At 63.4% G+C, this 25,770-nt stretch carries 22 protein-coding genes and 1 tRNA gene; 12 read left to right on the top strand and 11 right to left on the bottom strand.

What is annotated here, in order from left to right; all coding sequences use genetic code 11:
- Positions 1-48 precede the first annotated feature (48 nt).
- From Q7T10_RS08570 to Q7T10_RS08545, 6 genes are all read left to right on the top strand, one after another.
- Positions 49-1,056: a serine/threonine-protein kinase gene (locus Q7T10_RS08570; RefSeq protein WP_304747479.1), complete on the top strand. Its 1,008-nt coding sequence runs from the start codon at positions 49-51 to the stop codon at positions 1,054-1,056.
- Complete coding sequence (locus Q7T10_RS08565) at positions 1,053-1,967, top strand: PP2C family serine/threonine-protein phosphatase (protein ID WP_304747478.1); 915 nt, start codon at positions 1,053-1,055, stop codon at positions 1,965-1,967. The genes Q7T10_RS08570 and Q7T10_RS08565 overlap by 4 nt, the downstream gene beginning before the upstream one ends.
- Complete coding sequence (gene rph / locus Q7T10_RS08560) at positions 1,964-2,692, top strand: ribonuclease PH (protein WP_304747477.1); 729 nt, start codon at positions 1,964-1,966, stop codon at positions 2,690-2,692. The genes Q7T10_RS08565 and rph overlap by 4 nt, the downstream gene beginning before the upstream one ends.
- A gap of 42 nt (positions 2,693-2,734) precedes the next feature.
- Positions 2,735-3,334 carry an RdgB/HAM1 family non-canonical purine NTP pyrophosphatase gene (gene rdgB, locus Q7T10_RS08555; RefSeq protein ID WP_304747476.1) on the top strand — a complete coding sequence of 200 codons (600 nt, stop codon included), beginning with the start codon at positions 2,735-2,737 and terminating at the stop codon, positions 3,332-3,334.
- A gap of 120 nt (positions 3,335-3,454) precedes the next feature.
- Positions 3,455-4,687 (top strand): radical SAM family heme chaperone HemW, encoded by a 1,233-nt coding sequence (hemW, locus tag Q7T10_RS08550; RefSeq protein WP_304747475.1) that lies wholly within the window; start codon positions 3,455-3,457, stop codon positions 4,685-4,687.
- Between the two features lie 63 nt (positions 4,688-4,750).
- Positions 4,751-5,422 (top strand): CBS domain-containing protein, encoded by a 672-nt coding sequence (locus Q7T10_RS08545; protein ID WP_304747474.1) that lies wholly within the window; start codon positions 4,751-4,753, stop codon positions 5,420-5,422.
- Here the strand turns inward: Q7T10_RS08545 and Q7T10_RS08540 are convergent.
- From Q7T10_RS08540 to ureA, 9 genes are all read right to left on the bottom strand, one after another.
- Entirely contained in the window at positions 5,419-5,703 is a 285-nt protein-coding gene (locus Q7T10_RS08540; RefSeq protein ID WP_304747473.1) for a hypothetical protein, read from the bottom strand. The two genes, Q7T10_RS08545 and Q7T10_RS08540, sit on opposite strands and share 4 nt — an antisense overlap.
- Before the next feature lie 132 nt (positions 5,704-5,835).
- Positions 5,836-5,923, bottom strand: a tRNA-Ser gene (locus Q7T10_RS08535).
- 12 nt (positions 5,924-5,935) lie between these two features.
- Positions 5,936-6,595 carry an urease accessory protein UreG gene (ureG, locus tag Q7T10_RS08530; protein WP_304747472.1) on the bottom strand — a complete coding sequence of 220 codons (660 nt, stop codon included), beginning with the start codon at positions 6,593-6,595 and terminating at the stop codon, positions 5,936-5,938.
- 12 nt (positions 6,596-6,607) lie between these two features.
- Positions 6,608-7,267 carry an urease accessory protein UreF gene (locus tag Q7T10_RS08525; RefSeq protein ID WP_304747494.1) on the bottom strand — a complete coding sequence of 220 codons (660 nt, stop codon included), beginning with the start codon at positions 7,265-7,267 and terminating at the stop codon, positions 6,608-6,610.
- A 92-nt stretch (positions 7,268-7,359) separates the two neighbouring features.
- On the bottom strand, positions 7,360-7,959 hold the full coding sequence (gene ureE / locus Q7T10_RS08520) for an urease accessory protein UreE (RefSeq protein ID WP_304747471.1): 600 nt from the start codon (positions 7,957-7,959) through the stop codon (positions 7,360-7,362).
- On the bottom strand, positions 7,959-9,677 hold the full coding sequence (ureC, locus tag Q7T10_RS08515) for an urease subunit alpha (RefSeq protein ID WP_304747470.1): 1,719 nt from the start codon (positions 9,675-9,677) through the stop codon (positions 7,959-7,961). Before ureC ends, ureE begins: the two co-directional genes overlap by 1 nt.
- Positions 9,677-9,982: an urease subunit beta gene (locus Q7T10_RS08510; protein ID WP_304747469.1), complete on the bottom strand. Its 306-nt coding sequence runs from the start codon at positions 9,980-9,982 to the stop codon at positions 9,677-9,679. Before Q7T10_RS08510 ends, ureC begins: the two co-directional genes overlap by 1 nt.
- 7 nt (positions 9,983-9,989) lie before the next feature.
- Positions 9,990-10,181 (bottom strand): hypothetical protein, encoded by a 192-nt coding sequence (locus tag Q7T10_RS08505; RefSeq protein ID WP_304747468.1) that lies wholly within the window; start codon positions 10,179-10,181, stop codon positions 9,990-9,992.
- 136 nt (positions 10,182-10,317) lie between these two features.
- Entirely contained in the window at positions 10,318-10,620 is a 303-nt protein-coding gene (ureA, locus tag Q7T10_RS08500) for an urease subunit gamma (RefSeq protein WP_304747467.1), read from the bottom strand.
- A 129-nt stretch (positions 10,621-10,749) separates the two neighbouring features.
- On the opposite strand from ureA, the gene Q7T10_RS08495 reads away from it, so the two are divergent.
- Together Q7T10_RS08495 and Q7T10_RS08490 are read left to right on the top strand one after the other, a co-directional pair.
- Entirely contained in the window at positions 10,750-14,367 is a 3,618-nt protein-coding gene (locus Q7T10_RS08495) for an ATP-binding protein (protein ID WP_304747466.1), read from the top strand.
- Entirely contained in the window at positions 14,357-15,343 is a 987-nt protein-coding gene (locus tag Q7T10_RS08490; protein WP_304747465.1) for a response regulator transcription factor, read from the top strand. The genes Q7T10_RS08495 and Q7T10_RS08490 overlap by 11 nt, the downstream gene beginning before the upstream one ends.
- A 157-nt stretch (positions 15,344-15,500) precedes the next feature.
- On the opposite strand, the gene Q7T10_RS08485 is transcribed toward Q7T10_RS08490, so the two are convergent.
- Complete coding sequence (locus tag Q7T10_RS08485; protein WP_304747464.1) at positions 15,501-17,093, bottom strand: alkaline phosphatase; 1,593 nt, start codon at positions 17,091-17,093, stop codon at positions 15,501-15,503.
- 243 nt (positions 17,094-17,336) lie between these two features.
- Here Q7T10_RS08485 and Q7T10_RS08480 point away from each other — a divergent pair, with 243 nt between their 5' ends.
- Together Q7T10_RS08480 and Q7T10_RS08475 are read left to right on the top strand one after the other, a co-directional pair.
- Positions 17,337-20,303 carry a hypothetical protein gene (locus Q7T10_RS08480; RefSeq protein ID WP_304747463.1) on the top strand — a complete coding sequence of 989 codons (2,967 nt, stop codon included), beginning with the start codon at positions 17,337-17,339 and terminating at the stop codon, positions 20,301-20,303.
- Between the two features lie 21 nt (positions 20,304-20,324).
- Complete coding sequence (locus Q7T10_RS08475; RefSeq protein ID WP_304747462.1) at positions 20,325-21,533, top strand: hypothetical protein; 1,209 nt, start codon at positions 20,325-20,327, stop codon at positions 21,531-21,533.
- A gap of 29 nt (positions 21,534-21,562) precedes the next feature.
- Here Q7T10_RS08475 and Q7T10_RS08470 read toward each other — a convergent pair whose 3' ends face one another.
- On the bottom strand, positions 21,563-22,468 hold the full coding sequence (locus Q7T10_RS08470; RefSeq protein WP_304747461.1) for a caspase family protein: 906 nt from the start codon (positions 22,466-22,468) through the stop codon (positions 21,563-21,565).
- A gap of 308 nt (positions 22,469-22,776) precedes the next feature.
- Between Q7T10_RS08470 and Q7T10_RS08465 the strand changes: the two genes are divergently transcribed.
- Positions 22,777-23,787, top strand: a complete 1,011-nt coding sequence (locus Q7T10_RS08465) for a patatin-like phospholipase family protein (RefSeq protein ID WP_304747460.1) — start codon at positions 22,777-22,779, stop codon at positions 23,785-23,787.
- A 31-nt stretch (positions 23,788-23,818) separates the two neighbouring features.
- Entirely contained in the window at positions 23,819-25,762 is a 1,944-nt protein-coding gene (locus Q7T10_RS08460; protein WP_304747459.1) for a hypothetical protein, read from the top strand.
- The last annotated feature ends 8 nt before the right edge of the window (positions 25,763-25,770 follow it).

The following is a 25,770-nucleotide window of genomic DNA, read 5'->3' as shown; positions in this document are numbered from 1 at the left end:
TGAGAATAACCCGGTTCAGGCAGGCGAGATCGGGGTTCATCAAAAATTATGTCAAAGGTCAAACCCGCACCGTTACCACCCGACACCATGATAGGTGGGTACCGTGTTGTCCGAAAAGTGGCCGCTGGCGGATTTGGCGTGGTGTATCTGGCGGTCGATCCAGAGGGCCAGCAGGTCGCCGTCAAGGAGTACTTGCCGTCATCACTGGCATCGCGTGCGCCAGGCGAATTGCTGCCCAAAGTTCAGCCGGAAAAGCTGTCTTTGTACCGGTTGGGCCTGAAGAGTTTCTTTGAAGAGGGGCGCTCGCTCGCCCAGATTTCACACCCCTCGGTGGTGAGTGTGATGAACTTCTTCCGGGAGAACGAAACCGTTTATATGGTGATGAATTATCTGGAGGGTGCGTGCCTGCAGGATTTCATCATCACAGCGCGGGATCTCAAGAAGGCGAAAGTGTTCCGGGAATCGACGATCCGGTCCCTGTTCGACGAAATCCTGCGTGGTCTGCGCATTGTCCACCAGCACAAGATGCTGCATCTGGACATCAAGCCCGCCAACATCTTCATCACGGATGACAATAAATCGGTGCTGATTGACTTTGGTGCGGCCCGTGAAGTCCTGAGCAAAGAAGGCAATTTCATCCGTCCGATGTATACCCCCGGTTTTGCCGCGCCGGAAATGTACCGGCGCGACGCCGCGATGGGGCCCTGGACTGACATTTACGCCATCGGCGCCTGCATTTATGCCTGTATGCAGGGTTATCCGCCGAACGAGGCGCCACAGCGTCTTGAGAAGGACCGCATAACCACCGCACTGACGCGTTTGCGAGGCGTGTACTCGGACAACCTGATCGAGGTGGTGGAGTGGTGCATGTCGCTTGACCCGCTGTCCCGACCGCAGTCGGTGTTCGCCCTGCAAAAAGAGCTGAGCCGGGAAGGCGAACGCCGCTATACCAAGCTCAGTGTCAGCGAAAAGGTTCGTCTGCAGTTCGACACCATGGTGTCGGACACCAAGAAGAATGTCCAGAAAGCGACGGCGGTTGGCGGAAAACCCAAATGAAGTTCTCTGTTTTTCAGGTAAGTCGTAAGGGCGGGCGGGAAAAAAACGAGGACCGCATGGGGTATTGCTACACCCGCGGATCCGGCATTTTCCTGCTCACGGATGGCATGGGCGGTCATCCGCAAGGTGAGGTGGCAGCCCAGTTGGCCTTGCAGGCGATCTCTGCGATGTTTCAAAAAGAGGCCAAACCGCAATTGCCTGACGTTGCCGCATTTCTGGCGTCCGCAGTGATGGCGGCTCATCGCCAGATTCTCCGTTATGCGATCGAAAAGGGCATGCTGGACACGCCCCGGACCACGCTGGTTGCAGCCGTGGTGCAGGCAGGGGCGGTCACCTGGCTTCATTGCGGTGACTCGAGACTTTATCTGGTGCGCCAGGGTGAGTTGTTGGCGCGCACGCGGGATCATTCATTTCTTGAACAGCGCCAGGGTTCTCCGGCGGCCATGAAAATGCCGGAGCGCATCAACCGCAATATTCTGTTTACCTGTCTGGGCTCCCCGACCAAGCCGGTGTTTGACATTACCGGGCCGGTTGCATTGCAACAGGGTGACAAGCTCATGCTGTGCTCGGATGGGCTGTGGGGCAGTTTGAGCGATGTGGATATTGCCTACCATTTGGGCCACAAACCGGTGAGTGAAGCCGTTCCTGATCTGGTGGAAAAAGCGCTCCGCAAGGCCGGTGACAGCAGCGACAACGTCACGTGCATTGCGCTGGAGTGGGAAACGCCTGACGGGTTTGAGTCAACCCGCGGGAGCATTTCAACCGATACCATCAGCGAAGGCGTCTTTGCTTCCACCGTTCAGGCTGGCTGGCTGGACTCCGAGCTGGAGGATCTGGACGACGACGCCATTGAGCGGTCAATCGCCGAAATCAACGAAGCCATCCGCCGGTCGGCAGCAAAAAAAGCATGAGTGAATTTGTCAGAAGCGGCGCGCGCGCTGCAAACGAGCTTCGGCCTGTGCGCATCACGCGCGCGTACACCATCCATGCCGAAGGGTCCGTCCTGATCGAATTTGGCGCCACCAAGGTTCTGTGCACGGCATCGGTTGAGGAAAAAGTGCCGGGGCACAAAAAAGGCAGTGGCGAGGGCTGGGTCACCGCCGAATACGGCATGCTGCCGCGTGCCACGCATACCCGCAGCGACCGCGAGGCCGCGCGCGGCAAGCAAAGCGGACGCACCCAGGAAATTCAGCGCCTCATCGGTCGCTCCATGCGGGCCGTGTTTGACCTCACCAAGCTGGGTGAGCGCACGATTCACCTGGACTGTGATGTGCTGCAGGCTGACGGCGGCACCCGCACTGCGGCCATCACCGGTGCTTTTGTCGCGGCACAGGATGCGGTGAACCAGTTAATCGCGCAGGGCAAACTCCAGACATCTCCCATTCGCGACCACGTGGCGGCGATCTCGGTCGGCATGGTGCAGGGCACGCCCTTGCTGGACCTGGAGTACACCGAAGACTCGGCCTGCGATACCGACATGAATGTGGTGATGACCGGGGCCGGTCACTTCGTGGAAGTGCAGGGCACTGCCGAGGGCGCGGCGTTCTCGCGCCAGGAGATGGATGCCTTGCTGGCGCTGGCCGAAAAAGGCATCAGTGACCTGGTCGCACTGCAGAAACATTCGCTATCAAATTAATAGCTTCATAGGCATATTCTACGAGGGCTCTGGCCTTATTTAATGAAAATTGTTCTGGCCTCCAACAACAAGGGCAAGCTGGCAGAGCTTCGCGCCATGTTGGCGCCGCTGGGGTTTGAGTTAATACAGCAAGGTGACCTGGGCATTCCGGAAGCGGCTGAGCCGTTTCACACCTTTGTGGAGAATGCGCTCGCCAAAGCCCGCCACGCCGCAGAGCACAGCGGCCTGCCCGCGCTGGCAGACGATGCCGGTTTGTGCGTCGATGCCTTTGGTGGCCTGCCGGGTGTGGATACGGCGTATTACGCCACCCGCTTTGGCTATGAAAAAGGCGACGACAACAATGTGCGCGCCCTGCTGGAGCAAATGCGCGATCTCGACAATCGCCGGGCCGCCCTGGTGAGCACCCTGGTGGCGGTCCGCTCACCCCAGGATCCCGAGCCCCTGATTGCCGTGGGGCGCGTTGTAGGCGAGATCGCCCGCGCCCCGATGGGCAACAACGGCTTTGGCTTTGACCCGGTGATGTACATCCCAGAGTTCGGCAAGACGTTTGCCCAGTTGCCAGTGGAGGTTAAGAACGCCAACAGCCATCGCGGGCGGGCGGCGCGGGCCATGGTAGAGCTGATGCGCGAGCGCTGGCTGTAATTCCATTTCTTCTTCAATGCGATATGTCGTTGCCCCGCTTTGCCGCACTGAAGTGCTGTCTGCAGCGGTACGCCTAATCTCGCATCGAATTAGAAACGGAACAAAGCAGTTGCACTCACCATGATCCCCATTCAGCCAGTGACGGCCGAGACATCGGTCGCCCACGATATTCAGCACTACATGCGCCCGGGCACCTTGCAGTTGGCGGCCTTGCCGCCGCTCTCGCTCTACGTGCATCTGCCCTGGTGCATCAAAAAGTGCCCGTATTGCGACTTCAACTCGCACGAAATGCGCGTGGCGGAAATGCCCGAGCAGCGCTACCTGGATGCCTTGATGGCCGACCTGGAAGCCGCGCTGCCGCTGGTCTGGGGCCGCGCAGTGCACAGTATTTTTATTGGCGGCGGGACGCCCAGCCTGTTTTCGCCCGAGGCCATTGACCGCTTGCTGGGCGGCATTCGCGCCCGCCTCCGGCTGGAGCCCGACTGCGAGATTACGCTGGAGGCCAATCCGGGTACGTTCGAGAAGGACCGTTTCCGGGTCTTCCGGTCTGCTGGCGTCACCCGACTGTCGGTGGGCGTGCAGAGCTTCAACGATGACTTTTTGAAAACCCTGGGGCGGGTACACGACCGGGCCCAGGCGCTGGCCGCGGTAGAGGAGGCGGCGCAGTCTTTCGACACCTTCAATCTGGACATCATGTACGCGCTACCCGGCCAGACGCTGGCCGATCTCAAACAGGACATGGCGACCGCCCTGGCGCTGGCGCCGCCGCATATCTCGATCTATCACCTCACCATCGAGCCCAACACGTATTTCGCCAAATATCCACCGGTGATCCCGGAAGACGATACGGCGTACGACATGCTGGATCTCATCACCGACATGACGGGGGAAGCCGGGCTGCAGCGCTACGAAGTGTCAGCCTATGCGCGCCATGGCCACCGCTGTTTTCACAATCTCAATTACTGGCAGTTTGGCGACTACCTGGGGCTGGGCGCCGGCGCCCACAGCAAGCTCAGCTTCGCCCACCGGGTGGTGCGTCAGGTGCGTTTTCGTGAGCCCCGCCTGTATATGGAAAAAGCACTGGCCGGCCATTGCCTGGCGCAGGACACGGAAGTCAGCCGCGCAGACCTGCCGTTTGAATTCATGCTGAATGCCTTGCGCTTGAAAGATGGCTTTGACTTGCAGCAGTTCTGTGAGCGTACCGGCTTGCCCCTCAGCGCCATTCAAAAGGGGCTGGAAGAGGCCGAACGCAAGGGCCTGATCGAGCGCGACTTTGCCCGCGTCAAACCCAGTGTGCGTGGATTTGACTTCCTGAATGACCTGCAGGCGCTGTTCCTGCCGTCGGACCGCTAAGGTTTCTCCGGCGTGTTGGCGTTGCCGCGCTATAGTCGGATCGAACGACGGAAGGGCTGAACCATGTTCTCGGTGTATGGCATATCAGGGCAGGTGTTTCGTGGCTCGCTGGAGGGCCTGCGTCAAATAGGCGCGGTAGCTTCTGTTGCCCGCACCAATCCAGTCGATGCGGTCGGCCGCGATGGGCGAGACGCTGCATCGGGCCTATTGACCGGCGTGGCGCAACCCGTCCCCAGCGACGAGGCGCATCGCAGCGCACTGGCGGCCTACGCCCAGACCCAGAAGCCCATGCTGGCGCGCCATCCCCTGAGTCAGGTGGATGCCCTGATGAGCCGTACGGTGATCACCGTACCGGATACCGCAACGGTGCTGGAGGCCTGGCAAATCCTCTTCCTGCAGGGTGTTGGGCAGGCCCCTGTGGTGAACGGGGCGGGGACGCTGGTTGGTTTGCTGTCTCGCGCTGATTTGCTGCGCCCCGAGCGGCTGCCCAGGCCAGACAGCAATGTGCTGGTCTGGCGGGCCCTGCTGGCGCAAAGCGTCGTGGACATCATGTGGACGCCGATGCCCAGCGTTTCACCGGCTACCGATATCCGGCGGGTGGCCCGTGTGCTGCTGGAAACGGGTCTGCCAGGTCTTCCGGTGGTTGACGAGCAGGGGCTGGTGACCGGTTTTGTCTCGCGGTCCGACATCCTGCGTGCGGTGGTGACGGACCCGCCGCTCGATCTCTGGGGCTAAAGGCGGCGTTTGGGCGATTTGGCGGAAGGCACGGCTGGCAGTTCGGCGGGTACGGTGTTTTCAAAACCGGTCTCAGGCGTTCTGTTTTGCGGTGATAGAGAGTCTTCCCACAAATCCCACGCGGTGTCGGAATCAGACTCGACCGCCTCCGGGACGGGGATCGGATCGTTGACCGAATAGGGATGAACGGTCGGCGATTTAGGCTCTGCAGGCGGTTTTTGAGAAGTTTCCTTGACCATGAGATCCCCCACTTTCAATTCACGATGACCTGCTTTTTTCAAGCCGATCCTGCAGGATCGGGCGCCAAGACAAAATCATTTTAAGCGTGGGATTTTATTCGGTATCCCCAGTTTTGGGGAGCTGAGGCACGGGGCCGGTGGAGTCATGGCCCGTTGGAGGAACTCCAGGCCAATTGGCGGAAGCGGTGAGATTCGAACTCACGAACGGTTTCCCGTTGCCGGTTTTCAAGACCGGTGCAATCGACCACTCTGCCACGCTTCCGAGCCTCATATTCTAACTGGCTCGCAGCATGCCTTTGGTTTCGATGAAGGCAATCACGTCGGCGAGTCCCGTATTGGTCTTCAAATTGGTCATCACAAAGGGCTTGAGTCCTTTGGGGGTGGTGCGCATGCGGGTGGTATCGGCCGCCATCACGTTCAGGTCGGCGCCCACATGCGGGGCAAGGTCAGTCTTGTTGATGACGAACAGGTCGCTCTTGGTGATGCCGGGGCCGCCCTTGCGCGGGATCTTTTCGCCGGCCGCCACGTCGATCACGTAGATCGTCAGGTCGCTCAGCTCGGGGCTGAAGGTGGCGGCCAGGTTGTCGCCACCGCTCTCCACAAACACGATGTCGGCATCGGGAAAGTCCACCAGCATGCGGTCGATGGCCTCCAGGTTGATGGAGGCATCCTCCCGGATGGCGGTGTGCGGGCAGCCGCCGGTTTCCACGCCCATGATGCGCTCGGCGGGCAGCGCGCCGCTTTCGGTCAGCAGGCGCTGGTCTTCCTTGGTATAGATGTCATTGGTGATGGCGACCAGGTCATATTTGTCGCGCATGCCCTTGCACAGCATTTCCAGCAGCGTGGTCTTGCCGGAGCCGACGGGGCCGCCGATGCCGACGCGCAGCGGCGGGAGTGTCTTGGTGCGATGGGCGATGTGGTGCAGTGCGGACATGGGGTTCGACTTTCAGGATCTGAACAGGCGTGAGTATTGGACTTCATGCTGGGCGCTCAGGATCGCCAGCATGGGAGAAAACGCCTGGCGCTCGCAGTCCGCCAACGAGATGGCGTGGTCCACGGCGGCAGGGATCTCCGCCGTCAAGGCCGAGAGAATGCGCTGCCCCGCGCTCTGGCCCAGCGGGACCGACTTGATAGCCGCCTGCACCATGTTCTCGGCCCAGCCGAAGGTGTAGGTCAGCAGGCAATCGCGCAACGGGGCCTGGCAGGCACTGGCGGCCAGCGCGAACGCCACTGGGTAGGTCGGCTGCAGTGCGGCCAGCGCCTCGATTTGTTCTGTCCGGGCGGTGGTGTGGTTGCGCAGCCACTCCAGCAGGGAGCGGCCCATTTGCTCGGCCTGCGCCCGCAACTCGCTGCTTTCGCGGGTTTGCAGCACCCAGGCGTTGAGCTCGGTGATGCGGGGCAGATCGTTACGCTGCCAGGCGGGCACGGCCTTGGCCACCACGGCCAGGTCGCCGCGCGCCAGGCTCAAGTGAAGTTGATCCAGTAGCCATTCTTTTGCTCCTGATTCTGTAGCCACCCGCGCAGTATCGACGGCAGCTTCAAGGCATTCCGAGTAGGAGAAGCCGCCGATGGGCAGGGCGGGTGAGGCCAGCCACATCAGTTGCATCAGGCTGGTGCCGCTGCGTGCGGCAGGGGCTTCCCGGCGCCGACGAATGCCGGCATACAGGCTGCTGCGTTGGGTCGTGCCGGGGCGGCGCATCAGTGCTTGTGCCCGTGGTCGTGACTGCAACCCGGCCCGTGAACGTGGGGCACTGCCGCTGCAATCGTGATGGTGGCGGGGTTGGGCTTTGGCGCTGCATGGGCATGGTCATGCCCGTGCTCGCCGGCGGCGTGGCTGTGGCCGGTGACCGAATAGGCACCACCTTCCGGCTCAAATGCTTCGGTCGCCTCGCGCACCGTCAAATGCATGGCCCGCAGCATGTCGGCCAGCACATGGTCGGGCTCGATTTTCAGATGGTCGGGCTTGAGTTCGATCGGCACATGGCGGTTACCCAGGTGATAGGCGGCGCGCGTCAGGTCGAACGGGCGGCCGTGCTGGGTGCAGGCGGTGATCACCAGCACGGGCTGCGGTGCTGCAATGACCCGGATCAGCGAGCCGTCTTCGGCCACCAGCACATCGCCGCCACGCACCAAGGTACCGCGCGGCAGGAAGATTCCGAGTTGACGGCCTTGCGAGTCGCTGGCATCAAAGCGGCTTTTCTGGCGCACGTCCCAATCCAGTTCCACGGTGGCGGCGCGTTTGAGCAGCACCGGGGCCAGGCCGGCGCCTTGGGGCATGAGTTTGGAAGTTTGGAGCATCAGAACAAGAAGTAGCGTTGCGTCATGGGCAGACTGACGGCGGGCTCGCAGGTCAGCAACTGGCCATCGGCGCGCACTGTGTAAGTCTGGGCGTCAATTTCCATTTTAGGCAGGTAGCTGTTGTGCACCATGTGCTGTTTGCGCACGCCCCGGATGTTCTTGACGGCGCTCACAGTCTTTGCCAGACCAAAGCGTTCCTTGATGCCGGCATTCAGCCCCGCCTGCGACACAAAGGTCAGCGAGCCCCGCGCCAGCGCCCCGCCATAGGCGCCAAACATGGGGCGGTAGTGCACCGGCTGCGGCGTCGGGATGGACGCATTGGGGTCGCCCATCGCGGCCATGGCGATGAAACCGCCCTTCAGAATCAGGGCCGGCTTGACACCAAAGAACGCCGGTTTCCACACCACCAGATCAGCCCATTTGCCAACTTCGATGCTGCCCACCTCATGGCTGATGCCGTGGGCAATGGCCGGGTTGATGGTGTACTTGGCGACATAACGTTTGGCGCGAAAGTTGTCGTTGCGTGTGTTGTCTTCAGCTAGTTTTCCGCGCTGTCCCTTCATCTTGTGCGCCGTCTGCCAGGTGCGCAGGATGACTTCGCCGACACGGCCCATGGCCTGGCTGTCGCTGGACATCATGCTGATGGCGCCCAGGTCGTGCAACACGTCTTCAGCGGCGATGGTTTCCTTGCGGATGCGGCTCTCGGCAAAGGCCAGGTCCTCGGCAATCGCCGGGTCCAGGTGGTGGCACACCATCAGCATGTCCACGTGCTCGTCCAGCGTGTTGACCGTATAGGGCATGGTGGGGTTGGTGGAGGAGGGCAGAAAATTGCTCTCGCCCACCACGCGCAGGATGTCGGGCGCATGGCCGCCGCCGGCGCCCTCCGTATGGAAGGCGCACAGGCCACGCCCCTTGGTGGCGGCGATGGTGTTCTCGACAAAGCCGCTCTCATTGAGCGTGTCGGAGTGAATCGCCACCTGCACATCCGTCTCTTCGGCCACGTCCAGGCAGTTGCTGATGGCGGCCGGCGTGGTGCCCCAGTCCTCGTGCAGCGTGAGGCCGATGACGCCGGCGTTGACCTGCTCGTGCAGCGCCGCCGGCAATGAGGCATTGCCCTTGCCCAGAAAGCCCAGGTTCATCGGGAAGGCGTCGGCCGCCTGCAGCATGCGTTCGATGTTCCACGGTCCTGGTGTGCAAGTGGTGGCAAAGGTGCCGGTGGCCGGGCCTGTGCCGCCACCCATCATGGTCGTCACGCCCGAGGCCAGTGCTTCTTCAATCTGCTGCGGGCAGATGAAGTGAATGTGCGAGTCGATGCCGCCGGCGGTGACGATGTTGCCCTCGCAGCTGATGACCTCGGTGCCGGGGCCGATGACGATGTCGACGCCCGGCTGCACGTCCGGGTTGCCAGCCTTGCCGATGGCCACGATGCGCCCGCGCTTCAGGCCGATGTCAGCCTTGACGATGCCCCAGTGGTCGAGGATGAGGGCGTTGGTCATGACGCAGTCCACCGCGCCTTCAGCGCGTGTGCGCTGCGATTGCGCCATGCCGTCGCGAATGGTCTTGCCGCCGCCGAACTTGACTTCCTCGCCGTAACCTCCGGCGCCCAGCGTGAGGTCCCGCTCCACCTCGATCAGCAGATCAGTGTCAGCCAGCCGCACCCGGTCGCCGACCGTGGGGCCAAAAATCTCGGCGTAGGCGCGTCGTCCAATCGTTGCCATCAGAGAGCCCCCTGGGTGAGTCCGCGAAAACCAAACACCACTCTGGCACCGGCGTAGTCCACCAGTTCCACCGTGCGCTGCTGCCCCGGCTCGAAGCGCACGGCCGAGCCGGACGCAATGTTCAGGCGCATGCCCCGCGCGGCAGCCCGGTCGAACCCGAGCGCGCCATTGGTCTCGGCAAAGTGGTAGTGGGAACCGACCTGGATCGGGCGGTCTGCCGTGTTCTGCACCACCAGCGTGACGGTGCGCCGGCCGGGGTTGAGCGCGAGATCAGGGCCGTCGGTGATGATTTCGCCGGGCGTCATGGTCGCCTCACTTGCCGCCGCGCGACAACCAGATGGCTAGCGCAATCATGCCGCCCAGCGCCACAAAGCCCCACACGTCGGTGGTATGCCAGTGCGAGCCCGCCAGGCCATGACCATCGTGGGCAAATGCGGTGCTAGCCCTCGTAGATATTGCGTATGTAGCTAGCAAAACAATAGCATTTAGAAATTGGCTTCGCATGGTGACTCCAAAAAATGATCGGCGGAAAATGAAGTGTCTGTGCCAGAAACACCGTGGAACCGGCTCAGCCGGGCCACCCCTGTTGCCCCCTGCAAGGGGGAAAGCGGCCACACGCAGTGGGCAATCCGGGGGTTGTTCATAGGATCGGCTGGTGCACGGTGACCAGTTTGGTGCCATCGGGGAAGGTGGCTTCCACCTGAATGTCGGGAATCATCTCGGCAATGCCGTCCATCACGTCCGCCCGGGTCAGGAGGGTGCGGCCTTCGCTCATGAGTTGCGCCACGGTCTTGCCGTCGCGCGCGCCTTCCATCACGGCCGCACTGATCAGGGCCAGCGCCTCGGGGTAGTTGAGCTTGAGTCCGCGGGCCTTGCGGCGCTCGGCCAGCAAACCAGCAGTGAAAATCAGCAGCTTGTCTTTTTCACGAGGAGAAAGTTCCATTTCGTTTCACTCAATGCTTTGATCAATTAGCTCGTGCGGCCGGAAATGCCGGCCGAACGCGCGGGGTGAGTTCCATGGCTCCAACTATGCAAATCCCGTGCCGTGGCATGAAAACTGCACCACAAGGGTGTGACTTCAGCGACCCACCCACCTTCCCAGCCCGATGCGGTGCAGCGCATCACGCTGGTCCGGCGCGACTACAACGCGTGGGTGGCCAGTGAAACCATGGAAGACTACGCGCTGCGCTTCACGCCGCAGCGCATTCGCAAGTGGTCGGAGTGGCGGGGGGCCAACACCGCCTTTGGCGCGGCCTCTTTCCTGATTCTGGAGGCGGTGGGCGCCACGCTGCTGGTCCAGTATGGTTTTGCCAACGCGTTCTGGGCCATCCTGGCCACCGGGCTCATCATCTTTCTGGCCGGTCTGCCCATCAGCATCTACGCCGCCCGCTACGGGGTGGACATGGACCTGCTCACTCGCGGCGCAGGTTTTGGCTACATCGGCTCCACGCTCACTTCGCTCATTTACGCGTCGTTCACCTTCATCTTCTTCGCGCTGGAGGCGGCCGTCATGGCCTATGCGCTGGAACTGGCCCTGGGCATTCCGCCGCGGTGGGGTTATCTCATCTGTGCGCTGGTGGTGATTCCGCTGGTGACGCATGGCGTCTCGACCATCAGCCGCCTGCAGGTCTGGACCCAGCCCTTGTGGCTGGTGATGCTGGTCGTTCCGTTTGCCTATGTGCTCATGCGCGATCCTGGTGCCTTTGCGGGCGTCACGCACTATATCGGGGAGAAGGGCGTGGGCCCGGGCTTCAGTCTGCCCTTGTTTGGTGCGGCACTCACCGTCGGCATTGCCTTGATGACGCAAATGGGCGAACAGGCCGACTACCTGCGCTTCATGCCGGTACAGACTTCGGCCAACAAACGCCGCTGGTGGCTGGGTGTGCTGATGGGCGGGCCGGGCTGGGTGATTCTGGGCGTGCTCAAGATGCTGGGCGGTGCTTTTCTGGCGTATCTGGCCATCAGCCACGCCGTGCCGGCTGACCGGGCGGTCGACCCGAATCAGATGTACCTGGCGGCCTATGAGTATGTGTTTCCCAACTATGGCTGGGCGGTGGCCGCCACTGCGCTGTTTGTGGTGGTCTCGCAGCTCAAGATCAACGTCACCAATGCCTACGCCGGGTCGCTGGCCTGGTCCAATTTTTTCTCGCGCCTCACGCACAGCCACCCGGGCCGCGTGGTGTGGGTGGTGTTCAACACGCTGATCGCCTTCATGCTGATGGAGATGAACGTGTTCCAGGCGCTCGGTGATGTGCTGGGCCTGTACTCCAACATCGCGATCGCCTGGATGATGGCGGTGGTGGCCGATCTGGTCATCAACAAGCCGCTGGGCCTGTCGCCGCCGGGCATCGAGTTCAAGCGCGCCCACCTGTATGACATCAACCCGGTGGGCGTGGGTGCCATGGCGCTCGCGTCCATCCTGTCGATCACGGCGCATCTGGGACTATTTGGCGAACTGGCGCAGGCCTTCTCGGCGCTGATCGCACTGGGGACGGCATTTGTTGCTGCGCCGCTGATTGCCTGGGCCACTCGCGGCAAGTACTACATCGCCCGAGGGACTGACCCCCACGCTCCGCCGCTGCGCGGGTCGCTGCCCCCCGAGAGGGCTGTTTCGCCTTGGGGCGGCCCGGCGGCGAAACGCCTGCTTTTTGCGTCTGCCAGCGACCATCCTTATCAGCTCAAGCGCTGCGTGATCTGCGAGCGCGAGTACGAGGGGCCTGACATGGCGCATTGCCCGGCCTACCAGGGGTCCATCTGCTCGCTGTGCTGCACGCTGGACGCGCGTTGTGGTGACATGTGCAAACCGCACGCCAGTCTGTCCTCGCAATGGACCGCCACCTTGCACTGGCTGCTGCCCCAACGCAGCTGGCCTTATCTGGATACCGGTCTGGGCTATTTCCTGCTGCTGATGCTGGTGATTGCGCCGCTGCTCGCCAGTGTGTTCGGGCTGTTGTATCACCAGGAGCTGCGGGCCCTCGCGCTCGCCTTGATTGACATCGACCTGCTCGAGGCGCCACAGGCGGCCCTGCGCTCGGGCTTTCTCAAGGCCTACATGGCGCTGCTGGTCATTGCGGGGCTGGTGGCCTGGTGGGTGGTGCTGGCGCACAAGAGCCGCCAGGTGGCGCAGGAGGAATCGAACCGCCAGACCCATTTGCTGATGCAGGAGATCGAGTCACACCGCCAGACGGACGAAGCCCTGCAAACCGCCAGGCACGTGGCGGACGAGGCGAGACAGGCGGCCGAGCAGGCACGGCAGGCTGCCGACCAGGCCAACCAGGCCAAGAGCCGCTACATCAGCGCCATCAGCCACGAGTTGCGCACACCGCTCAACAGCATCCTGGGCTACGCGCAACTGATGGGGGAAGACGCCTCCATCCCGGCACATCGCAAGCAGGCGGTCAGCGTCATCAAGCGCGGCGGCGAGCATCTGTTGTCACTGATCGAGGGCACGCTCGACATCGCGCACATCGAGAGCGGCCGGCTCACCCTCACGGTCCGGCCCATGTACTTCTCCAATTTTGTGCAGGAGATCGCCAGCATGTTCGAGCTCGAGGCGCAGGCCAAGGGCCTCGCCTTTTTCTATGAGGAGCAGGGCGCGCTGCCGGCGGTGGTGCGGGCAGACGAAAAGCGCGTGCGCCAGATTTTGATCAACCTGCTGGGCAACGCCATCAAGTTCACGACCCGCGGGCAGGTGACGTTTCGCATTCGCTACGCGCGCGAGATGGCGGCGATTGAAATAGAAGACACCGGCCCGGGTCTGTCGACCCAGGAGCATGAGCGCATTTTTGAGCCTTTCACCCGCGCCAACACGCCGGGTGCAACGGCCCCCGGTGCGGGCCTGGGGCTGACCATCGCCAAGATGTTGACCGACCTGATGGGCGGTGAGCTCACGGTCTCCAGCACACCGGGCGTCGGGTCGGTGTTTCGCGTGAAGCTGTTCTTGCCCGAGGTGCACGTGACGTATGTTGCCTCTGGCACCTCATCCGCGGTGCTGGCTGGCAGCCCCAGGCCGTTGGCCCGCAAGCCGCGCCATGGCTATGCGGGGCCGCGCCGGCGCGTGCTGGTGGTGGACAACGAAGAGGCCGACCGCGAGCTGCTCGTCAACCTGCTGCAGCCGCTGGGCTTCGAACTGCGCACCGCTGCCAGCGGCCATGACTGCCTGGACCTGCTCGCCACCGGCTACCAGCCCGACGTCATCTTCATGGACCTGGCCATGCCCGGTATCGACGGCTGGGAGACGATTCGCCGCCTGCGCGCACTGGGTCGCGACGGACCGAGGGTGAAGGCGCACATCGCCATCGTGTCGGCCAATGCGTTTGACAAGGGGCTGGACAACGATGCGGGTATTCCGACAGACGACTTCATGTGCAAGCCGGTGCGCCATTCCGAACTGCTGGACTGGCTGGCGCTTCGACTGGCCCTCACCTGGCTGGAATCTGCCCCTGCACCAATAGCCCCTGTCACACCGTCGCCACGGCCGGCATGGGTCTACCCCCAGCGGCCATACCTGGATGCGCTGCGCGAGGTGGTGAGCCTGGGCTACTACCGGGGCATTCTCAACAAGCTTGATGACATTGAGAAGATGCAGCCGCAATGCGCGGCCTTCGTCGGCGAGATGCGCAGCCTGGCCCGCCAGTTCAGGTTTGAGGCCATGGGCCAGCAGTTGGCCGGAGAAGTCCATGAAAATTAGCATGCCCAGTCGCGCGCTGGACCAGACCCTGGACCGTGCCAATAGCGACGTCGTTCTGATTGTGGACGACGTACCCGACAACCTGTCGGTGCTGCACGATGCGCTGGATGAATCCGGCTACACCGTGCTGGTGGCGACCCATGGCGAAGCCGCCCTGCAGCGCGCCGCGCAAGCCTTGCCCGACATCGTGCTGCTGGACGCCATGATGCCCGGCATGGACGGCTTCGAAGTCGCCAAGCGGCTGAAGGCGTCGCCCCAGACGGCGCACATCCCGATCATCTTCATGACCGGCCTGACCGAGACCGAGTACCTGGTGGCCGCGTTGGAGGCCGGCGGTGTGGATTACGTCACCAAGCCGATCAAGCCCAAGGAAGTGCTGGCCCGCATCAGTGTGCACTTGCAGGGTGCGCGGGAAAGGCGCCAGGCCCGCAACGCGCTCGACGCCTTTGGTTTCGCCAGCATCACCGTGCGCGCCAGCGACGGCAAGCTGATGTGGCAAACCCCGCTGGCGCGCGATCTGCTGCTGCGCTACTACGGCACCAGTGCGCCGCACACGCCCGAGCCGGTGTGCCAATGGCTGCGCCGCCACGTGGCTGACACCGTGGCGCTGATCGAGCCACCGCGCCTGAGCATTGAGTCCGGCCCCAAGCGCCTGACCTTTCGTCTGCACCAGCAGATCGGCGACAGCGAAGGCGGCGGCGACTGGCTCATCATCATGCAAGAGGTGTCAGACGAGTCCGTCATCGAAGCCATGTCCTTCAGCTTCAAGCTCACGCCGCGCGAAGCCGAGGTGCTGTACTGGGTGGTCAAGGGCAAGATCAACCGCGACATCGGCGACATCCTGGGCTCCAGCCCCATGACCGTGAAGAAGCACCTGGAGCGCGTGTTTGCCAAGCTGGGCGTCGAAACCCGCACCGCTGCTGCCGGCATGGCGATGAGCCGGATACGGCAGTTGCATCCGCAGTTTGAGGGGTGATTTATAGGTTTTATGCCTCTAGCCCCCGTGAAATATGCTTCAGTAGCTATCTAGTTGATAGCGCATCGGCGCCGGTGGCCTGGCCCGGGCGGGGCCAGGGTATCGTGTCGAAACCCTGGCGCACCGCGTTTACTCAGCCATGTGTACGGCGAGAAAGTCAGGCCCGCTGCGGGGCCAGTGTCTTGGCGTACAGCGACGCCCCCGCGAGGTCCTTGAGCGTGACGGTCATGGCTTTGGTTTTGGCATCGATGTCCACCTGGCCAAAAAACTGCATGCCATTGGTGGGCGGCGCATTCACTTCGCTCGGCGCTTTCTGGTACATCACCTGCATGCCAAAGGTGGCGTCGGTCTTGTTGGGGCCAAAGCCACCGGCATTCAGCGGGCCGGACACAAATTCCCAGAATGGAGAAAAGTCACTGAACCTGGCCCTGGCCGGGTCAAAGTAATGCGCGGCGGTGTAGTGCACATCGGCCGTCAACCAGACCACGTTCTTGATGCCGGCACGCTTGATCTCGCGCAGCAGGCGGGCAATTTCAATCTCGCGGCCCAGCGGTGCACCGTCGTCCCCATTGGCGCTGGCTTCCCACCGGTTGCGGCCCTCGGCATCCTTGCCGTCGGCCACATGCAGGCTGATGGGCATGTCGGCCGCGATCACTTTCCACACCGACCTGGACCGCTTGAGTCCGTCCAGCAGCCAGGCAATTTGCGGGCGGCCCATGAACGCGCTCTCTTCGGTCTCGGTGGTCTGCAGGTTGTGGCTATTGGGGCCGCGGTAGCTGCGCATGTCCACCACGAACATGTCCAGCAGCGGGCCCTGCGGCAAATGACGGTAAATGCGCTCGTTTTCCACGTCGGCCGTGCGGCGCAGCGGCGCATATTCCAGAAACGACTTGGTCGCGCGTGCCACCAGCAAAGGCACGTTCTTCTCCGTATAACGCTTGTCGCCGCTCAGGTCCTTGGAGTCAGACCAGTTGTTGCTCACCTCATGGTCATCCCATTGCCAGATTTGCGGCACGTCGGCCGCCATGCGGCGCACGTTGGCGTCCATCAGGTTGTAGCGGTAGCGGCCCCGGAACTCGTTGAGCGTCTCGGCGACCTTGCTCACCTCTTCCGTCACCACGTTGTTCCAGTTCGAGCCGTCGGCCAGCTTGACTTGCGCCGAAATCGGGCCGTCGGCGTAAATGGCGTCTCCGCTGTGCAAAAAGAAGTCCGGGTTGACTATGCGCATCTGCTCATAGATCTTCATGCCGCCCCAGGCTTCGTTGATGCCCCAGCCCTGGCCGGCGGTGTCGCCGCTCCAGGTGAAGCGCACGTCGCGCACAGCCCTGGCCCCTGCTGCGGCAGGCAGTCGCAGGTGGCCCGGCATGGCCTCGGACAACACACGCTCGTTATGCAGGTCCTGCAACACCACGCGATAAAAAATCTCCTGCCCGGCTGGCAGGCCTGCCAGATCGACACGCCCGGTGAAATCGGTGTCTTCCATCAAATACGGGCCGCGTACCCGGGTGGCATTGGCAAAGCTGGCGGTGGTGGCCCACTCCAGCCAAAGGCGCGACGGGCGGTCGCTGCGCGTCCAGATCACGGCGCCGTCTGACCGGGGGTCGCCACTCTGAATGCCATGCGCCATCTGGGGCCGCATGGCGTCGCGCGTGATCACCGCGGGCGCAGTCTGCGCCAGGGCGAGTCCGGGCGCTGCGAGGGCGGCGCCTCCCAACACGGTGGTGGTATTCAAGAAGCTGCGACGGTCCATCAGGGCTCTCCAGTGTTTAAGGGATGAGCGGATTGTTTTGGTTCAACATGTCAGGAAAATGACCCTTGAATCAATTGCCGTCTCTGTTCCTCCTCGCGATTGCGAAATATCAAGCCATCGGGGCGCCCCGGACATAGAGTGAGGCTGGCTCGCGGGGCCGGATGTCATGGAGGGAAAAGTGCTCAAAACCATCAACGATGAACTACGGGAAATCGGTGTTGCACCGTTCCGTCAGTGTTAGCCATGGCGGAGCAACTCACGCCTGATGCCCTGGCGCCGCTGTTGTCCGTTGCGGCCAACGATCCGGATGTTGCGGTGCGCATTGCCGCGCTGGACGCGGCCACCAGATTTCCACTGACCAAATCCGCCTGGCAGGGCGTCGCCGATGTGAACTGGCGGATTGTCCAGGGCGAGGTGGCGGGTTCGCCAGCGCGCCGCCAGGCGCTGGCACTGGCCGTGCGCGTTCCGCTGCGTTCGCTGCGCGACCATCTGCGCGGCATGGCCGAAGACACCGGCGAGGCCGACCGCGACGCGCTTGCGCAAGCGCTCGACCAGGCGGGCGATCCATCGCGAATCCTGCCGCTGCTGGCGCAGGTGCGCATCGGGCGCCTTGAGAATTTCGAATGGCTGGCGATGATGCCGGTTGAAGACATGATCAAGGTGGCTGACGTGCCTGCGCTGGCGCCGGGCGAGGCGCCCCTGTTCTGGCGTGCGCTGGTGCTGGCACGGCTTGGTGAGTTCGGGCCGCTGGATGCCTTCTTTTCCGGGGCAGCACCTGAACCCGGACTGTTTTGGGGCAGTCCGTGGACAGCCTACGACGCCATTGCGCGCATCCGGCCCGTACCCGAGCCGATGCGTGTCCATCTGCTGGCGCAGCTCGCCCGGCTCGAGGCCGCCCCTGCGGACCAGCAGCCCGACCATGCCACGCAGCGCCTGCTGCGGCTGACCGTGTGGGCAGCCACCGGCATCGCCGATGCCGAAGGCACGCCGCGGGGGGAGGGACCAGTGCCGCCGCCCGTGCCGGCGCCGGCATCCGGGCCGCCGGCGGTGGTCGATCTCACGGTCGGGCACCTGGGTGCGCCGCATCCCGCCCCTGACGATGGCCAGTTCGCCTGGGTCATCGCCCGCGCGCCGGCCGAGCAACTGATCGCCCAGCTTGCCAGCCTGCTGACGCCCGGGCGCAGCGTGAATGAGCGCCTGCGCATCCTGCACCTGCTCGGCGCGGCGGCGGATTGCCAGGGCGGTCGCGCAGGCTCTCCGGTGCGTGGTGCCGGCCCGGCCGGCAGTGCCCCCACAGGCCAGGGCGAACTGATCGATGACACGATTTCCCGGGCGGCAGGAAGCATGGCGCCCAGAAAATCAGCACCACCGGTCAAGAAGAGCGCGCCGCCGGCAATGGCGCCAATGTCCATGGCGCCACCGGCGATGGCCGGGTCAGCGATGGCGGCGCCAGGGGAAATGGCGGATGTCGAGCAACGCAGGGTCAATGCGTTCATCCTGCACGAGGGAAAAGTCCGCAAGACTTTCATCGCCGGCGCCGACAACGTCATTCGTTGCTGGATCGGGCTGCCGGACAAAGACGCCGCCGTGGCGGACGGCACCATCCCGCCGGTGCACATTCCGCCCGAAGGCTTGTTGCTGACGGTTCAGCTGCTATGGCGTGACGGGAGCGGCCAGGACCATACCGACAGCAAGACGGCGCTGCTGCCGCCCGATCGCACCGCGCGCAGCGGGGACTGCGACCTGCACATCCATGTGCCCGAGGGTGAGCGCTACGTCAGCGCCGAGATCCTGTTTCTGTACCGCGGTCGCACGTTCGAGGCCGTGCGCCTGGAGGCGTTCGCGCTGGCAGCCGATGAGGTGCAGGGGCCTCAGCACGAAGTCAGGGTCCGGGTACAGGCCAGTCGCCGCCAGGTGATCGAACTGCCGGACAGCCAGCCGGTGGATGCCGTTATCGTCGTTGGTGACGACCGCCCGCGTCAGGGGCAGGACACTGCCGCACCGGCGCCTTCGAGCCTGCGCGTATTCGGCGGCGAACGCGGCAAAGGCTTCGACCTCAGCGATGCCAGGGTGGCGATCAAGTGGCTGAACGAGACGCTCTTCACCACCGAGAAGCTGGTCGTGCGGCGGCAGGCGACCAAGGGGCCGGCCAGCACGGGGCAAGGCGCTGGTGGCGGCGCGCCGGACGTGTTCGATTCCGACGACCCCGACGTTCGCACGCTGCTGCGCGACATGGCGCGACACGGGGCCGGCATGTACAACCAGCTGATGAGCCAGGGCTTCACGGATCCGGGCGATCGCATCCAGGTGCTGAACCACGAGCCCCGGACCTACGTGCCGCTGGAGTTCGTCTACGACCGCGGTTATCCCATCAGTGCGGCCAAGCTCTGCGAGCCGGGCCTGCAGGCCCTGAAGTCCGGGCACGACGCATGCCCCGTTTGCGCCCTACCGGCGCCGGACGATCAGCGCAGCAACGCGCCTGTCATCTGCCCCTTCGGTTTCTGGTCGCTGCGCAAGATCATCGAGCACGTGGCCCCGGGCGATGCCGCGCAGGCGTCGTCGCCCGCGGTCGGTCGGCGCAGCCTGCCAGTGATCGATTCGGTTGCCTTCGCCAGCAGCCATCTGGTTCCGGAGGAAGAAAGGCGGGCGACGCAGGCGGCATTGCAGCAAAGCTTCACGCACCTGTTCCTGGCCGATGACTGGAGCCAGTGGAAGACGGCAATGAAACAGCATCCCGCGCTGCTGATGCTGCTGCCGCACCATGGCATCCAGGCGGCACTCGACTACCTGGAAATTGGCGATGAGAAGCTGGCTGAGGATCTCGGCAAGTTGAGCCGTGGGCAGATCGACCGGCAGTACGTCAATCTGGACGGCCGCGATCCTGGGCCAATCGTGCTGCTGCTGGGCTGCCAGACGGCGGGCGAGACCGAAACCGGCTACGGTGAGATGACGCAGCTCATCCAGCAGCAGCACGCGTCCATCGTGCTCGGCACCCTGGCACAGATCCTGGGCCGCCATGCGGCGCCGCTGGCGCGGGAACTGGTCGCCGAACTTGTGGCTGTGGCGGATGCGCAGGCTGATTTCGGCACGATCATGCGCCGCGTGCGCCGCCGCATGCTGTCGCGTGGCTACCTGATGGCGCTGTGTCTGGTCGCGCTCGGTGATGCCGAATGGCGTCTGACACCGCGAGCGGCGGTTGGCCAGCCTTGACATTGCATCGGGAGAAGATTCATGTTCCGTATCGAGATGCTGCCCGCCGCGCATGGCGACTGTCTGTGGATCGAGTATGGCAGCGGGCAGCAGGCCCGGCGCATTCTCATCGATGGCGGGCCGGCGCACACTTACCCGGCGCTGCGCGAGCGCATCCTGCACCTGCCAGCCGATGAGCGGCATTTCGAGCTGCTCATCATCACCCACATCGACGCTGATCACATTGAAGGCGTCGTGCGCCTGCTGCAGGACGCCGAGGCGCTGAACTGCCGCTTCGAGCGCATCTGGTTCAACGGCCGCGAGCAACTGGACCAGGTGTTCGATCCGGCGGGCGCGCCGCTGGGTGCGCTGCAGGGTGAAATGCTGGGCATGCTGATCGCCGACTATGAAAAGCGAACCGGCCAGCAGGTGTGGAACGCCGGCCTGCCGGCTGCCCTGGCGGCGATCGACCGCGCGGCCGGCACACTGCCGGTGGTTGATCTGCCGGGTGACTGCCGCCTGACGCTGCTGTCGCCCGACCATGAGCGCCTGCTCGAACTCAAGGACCGCTGGCGCGACGAGTTGCGCAAGGCGGGCGTGGCATCGGGGGACGAAGCGGCCTTGCGGCACGCGCTGGAAGAGGCGCGCAATCTGCGCCCGCTCGGTGATGTGCTGGGCACGGACGGCGAGTCCATCGAGGGACGCTTCGAACTGCCGGACCCCGCCGGTCACGACCTCGCGGCGGGGCTGGACGACACGCTCGGTGGCGGCGACGGCGAGGCCGGCGCGGACGCGGCGTTCGGCGGCGACGCCAGTCGTGCCAACGGCAGCAGCATTGCGGTGCTGCTCGAATACCCGAAAGAGCAGCCGAAGGTGCGGTTCCTGCTCGCTGGCGATGCCTGGCCTTCGGTGCTGGAAGCCTCGGTGAAGCAGTTGGTACCGGGGCAGGACAAGCGGCTTTCGCTCACCGGTTTCAAGCTGCCGCACCATGGCAGCGTCGCCAACATGAGCGCCTCATTGCTGGGCAGGCTGCGCTGCCAGCACTACCTCGTGTCCACCAGCGGCGCTGTGTTCCGCCACCCGCACGCGCGCGCGCTTTTACTGCTCCTGAGCGAACACGCTGGCCCGGGCAAGCCGCGCTTGCACTTCAACTACCTGACGGAAACCACCCTGGCGTGGAGCGATCCCGCGGACCAGCAGGCGCGCCGCTACGAGGCATTCCACCCCAAGGGCCTGTCGCTCCTGCTCTGACCCCGGCGCCTGGCGCCGGGTGAATTGCCTCAGACGGTGAAAGGCGTCTGCGCCAGGAATGTGCCCGCCTTGCCCAGGGCGAACAGATTGGGCGACTGGGTGGCCGGCATCGTGGCCTTGATGCGCGCGTGGAAGCTGCCGTAGTTGCCCTTGAAGGTGCCCTGGTTCCAGACTTTCAGCAACTGCTCGGTGAATGCGCCGTTGTGGTCGCCGTCCATCGAGGTCTGGTTGTCCTGGCAGCCCGAGATCAGCAGCACCGCCGGTTTGAAATTCTTGACGATGGCGGTCAGGCGCGCGCTCGCAGCCACGTTGGCAAGCGCGGCGTCGGGGTCCACTGCCGCCTTGCCGGCGGCCTTGGCAATGTCGAGCTGCAGCTTGTCGTAGAACGCCTGGTGCTCGCGGTAGGTGCGCATCGCCACCGACGGCGGCATCAGCTTGGGCCGCTGGTGCCTGGTGGCCATCATGAGCGGTGCAACACGCGTGACGGTGCCGCTGTGGCAGCTGTCGGACAGCACCAGAATGCGTACGCCAGCTGCGAACTTGCTGAGTTCGAAGTACAGCTCGTCGTCGATCAGCTGGCCGTCGTAGAGGCACCAGGTTTCGTCCTGTTTGTCGGCTTCGTCGCCGCTCACGTCCGGCACCTGCCCACCGTGGCCGGAGTAGCTCAGGAAGAAGAAATCGCCAGCCTTCAGCGCTTTGGCGGAGCTGCGCATGCCGGCGAGCGCATTCGCTCGCGTCCCTTTTTTTGTTAGCAGCACGGTGGATTTCATGCCCTTCGATTTGGCGATCGCTGCCATGTCGTTGGCGTCAAATTCACAGGCCGCCAGGGGTCCTTCCCAGCCGCCGTAGGCGGCGCGACTGACGCTGTTCAGGCCGATGTGCAGGGAGATGCCCCTGGGTCGTGCGGTGCTCGTTGTGTCTGGTTTCTTTGCCATGATGCTGTCCCTCGTGGAGCCGCTGCAATTCTTCTGCGGCCGGTTGGCGTGGACACGCCACTCCCTGGCAGATGCAGGGGAGGGCATGCGCGAGTCCGGCAATGTAAAAACCCGCTGACGTGTGGCGACGCGGCGCGGCAGTTCAATGACGGTTTTTCAGTATCTCCATATCGGACTGCCGCTGTCAATCGTGGCGGCCCCTGTACGGCGATGGGATGTGCGTTGCGTTTGCGAAATATCAAGCCATGGCGTAACCCCGGTCATAGAGTGCAGTTGGCTTCTCGTGGCAGTTTCAGCAGGGGGAAAAAATGACCATCAGCATCAACGGTCAACAACGCAGAATTGGTCTGGCTTTGTCTGGCGGCGGCTTTCGCGCGGCAGCATTCCATCTGGGCGTCATGCGAAAACTGCAGAGCCTCGGACTGTTTTCCTCCCTGGACCTGCTGTCCTGCGTGAGTGGCGGAAGCATCGCAGGCGCCTTCGTCGCGCTGAACTGGGGCAAGGCCACGGTGCTTGACGAGCTTGAAAACTACCTGGCGACCCGGTCCATCGCCGTCAGTTCCGTCATCGGCGGCATTCTGGATCCGTTCGAAAGCCGCCTGGACAAGCTGGCTGGCACCTATGACCGCGATCTCTTCAAGGGCGCCCGGCTGAGCGCGCTGCGGGCGGGGCCCCGGATCTATCTCAACGCCACCAACCTGGCGACCGGCAACATGTTCTTTTTTGTCGCCGGTGGCGCCGGTCCGGAAGAAATGGGGGAGCATGAACTGGGTGTCGTCCATGGTTCTGACTTCAGCCTGGCAAGAGCCGTTGCCGCATCGTCTGCCTTTCCCCCTGTGTTTCCCCCATTGCGACTTGAATCGTCGGAATACGTCCCCGCCGCCCAGGTCGACTATGTCACGCTGGCAGACGGCGGTGTCTACGACAACATGGGCGTGAACCCGGCCCTGCGTGCGCGCAACGCCCTCGACTACCTGATCGTCAGCGATGGTGGCAAGCCCTTCGCCAATGATGCACAGCCAACCGAGTCCGGTGCCATGGTCCTGAAAGCGGCGCTCGACATCATGATGGAGCAGATCCGGGGACTAGAGTTCGACCGCATGGAGCATCGTCACAAATCCGCGCTGGGGCCCAAACCCATGTGGTTCTCCATCGACAGCACGCTCGGGCAGGCGCAAGACGGCGATGCGCAGTTTGCCAGTTCGATTGCGACCAATCTGATGGCGCTCAATGCGGCTCAAAGGGCCGTGTTGGTGCGCCATGGCGGCGCCCTGGTCGAGTCCCGCATCAGGGCCTACGCGCCCGAGCTGATTCCATGACGCCCGCCCACGCGGGAAGGACACCCTGCCCATGATGGCCTTTTCAAGCGCCGAATACCGCTACGACCCGCCTGATCAGCTGGCCAACCGGCCACCTTTTCGCCGCCTCAGGGGTTATGCATTTGACCCCAGCCTGTCCATCAGGCTGGAGACGGCGGCCATCAACCACGCAGTGTTCGAGATCCCGTGGGAGCGCTACCTGAAGCCGGGGCCCAGGGGTGAGTATGTTGAGGTCATTGACTACGACCCCGCCAGCGCCTGCTGGTATGAGCCGGTCGATCTGAATGCGACCAATCTCCTTGCGCAGGATGGGCTGGCGCCTTCCGAAGGAAATCCGCAATTTCATCAGCAGATGGTCTATGCCGTGGCCATGAACACGATCAACCACTTCGAGCAGGCGCTGGGCCGGCAGGTGTTGTGGTCGCCCCAGACCAACCCGGAGGCTGAATCTGGCCAACGTGACAGCTTTGTCAGGACCTTGCGGATCTATCCCCATGCCCTGCGCGCGGCCAACGCTTACTACAGTCCGGAGAAAAAAGCGCTTCTGTTTGGCTACTTTCAGGGCCAGACGGGCACCGTCTTCAGCTGCCTGTCGCAAGACATCGTGGCGCATGAAACTACCCATGCGCTGCTGGACGGCATGCATCGCCGATACGTGGAGGACAACCATCCGGATACGCTGGCCTTTCACGAAGCCTTCGCCGACCTCGTTGCGCTGTTTCAGCATTTCACCTTTCCCGAGGTTCTCAGGCACCAGATCGCCCGCACCCGCGGCGACCTGGAGACCCAGTCGCTGCTGGGTGAGCTTGCCCAGCAGTTCGGCGAGGCGACGGGCCGTTACGGCGCCCTGCGCAACGCTATCGGTGAACCCGATCGCGACGGCAAGTGGAAGCTGGTCGTGCCCAACCCGGATCGCCTGCGGGACGCGACCGAACCACATGAACGGGGCTCCATTCTGGTAGCCGCCATGTTCTCCGCATTCCTCGCGATCTACAAGGTGCGGACCAAGGGCATCATCGCGCTGGCCAGCGCCGGCTCGGGCATCCTGCCGCAGGGCGCGCTGCATCCGAATCTGGTGGACGCCCTCGCGAACGAGGCGACCAGGGCGGCGCATCATTTCCTCAGCATGTGCATACGCGCCCTCGACTACTGTCCGCCGTTTGACATCACCTACGGCGATTACCTGCGCGCGCTGATCACGGCAGATTACGACATGGTCGCCAACGACAAGTACGGCTATCGGGTTGCCTTGATCGAGTCATTCCGGCGTTGGGGAATCATTCCGCAAGGGCTGAAAACCCTCTCGGAAGAACAACTCCGCTGGCCCTATGCGCGCCTGGAGTATGAAGACTCCGACGGCATGCAATGGAATGCACTGGCTGCGCTGGCGGTTGAGCTGAAGGACTTGATCAGTGCGTCCCTCTATCTGCAGGATCGGGAGAAGGTGTTCAATCATCTGACAGAGGCCCGGCTCAAGGCCCATGAATATCTCCGGGGTGTGCTGGAAGAAAACATGACCCTGCAGCGCGAGAATTTCATGAAGGTGACGGGACTGAACATGAACCGTGACGCCGGTTTGCCGGGCCTGAGTTTCCGGCCATCGGGACTGCCGTCCTTTGAGGTTCATTCGGTGCTGCCGACCTTGCGCGTGACCCCCGACGGGCAGATCATGAAACAGCTGATCATCTCGATGACACAGTGGCTGAAGGACATGCCCATCGATCCCGAGATACCGGCCAACGGGACGTTTGATTTTCGCGGCGGCAGCACGCTCATCTTCGATATGGAAGGTGAGTCGCCAACCCTGCGGTACGCGATCACCCGCCCCATCAATGATGCCGCCAGGCTGGCGGCGATCCAGACCTACCGACAGACCCGGCTGGGGCAAGGTCTGTCGCTACGGGAAACCTACTTTGGGGACACCACCGCCTTGCGCGCTGCCGAGCCCTTCTACATGCTGCACGGCGAGAACTAGGAGGTCGG

It is taken from the genome of Rhodoferax sp., assembly GCF_030646845.1.
Classification (GTDB): domain Bacteria; phylum Pseudomonadota; class Gammaproteobacteria; order Burkholderiales; family Burkholderiaceae_C; genus Rhodoferax.
This window is presented reverse-complemented; position numbering and strand designations above follow the sequence as displayed.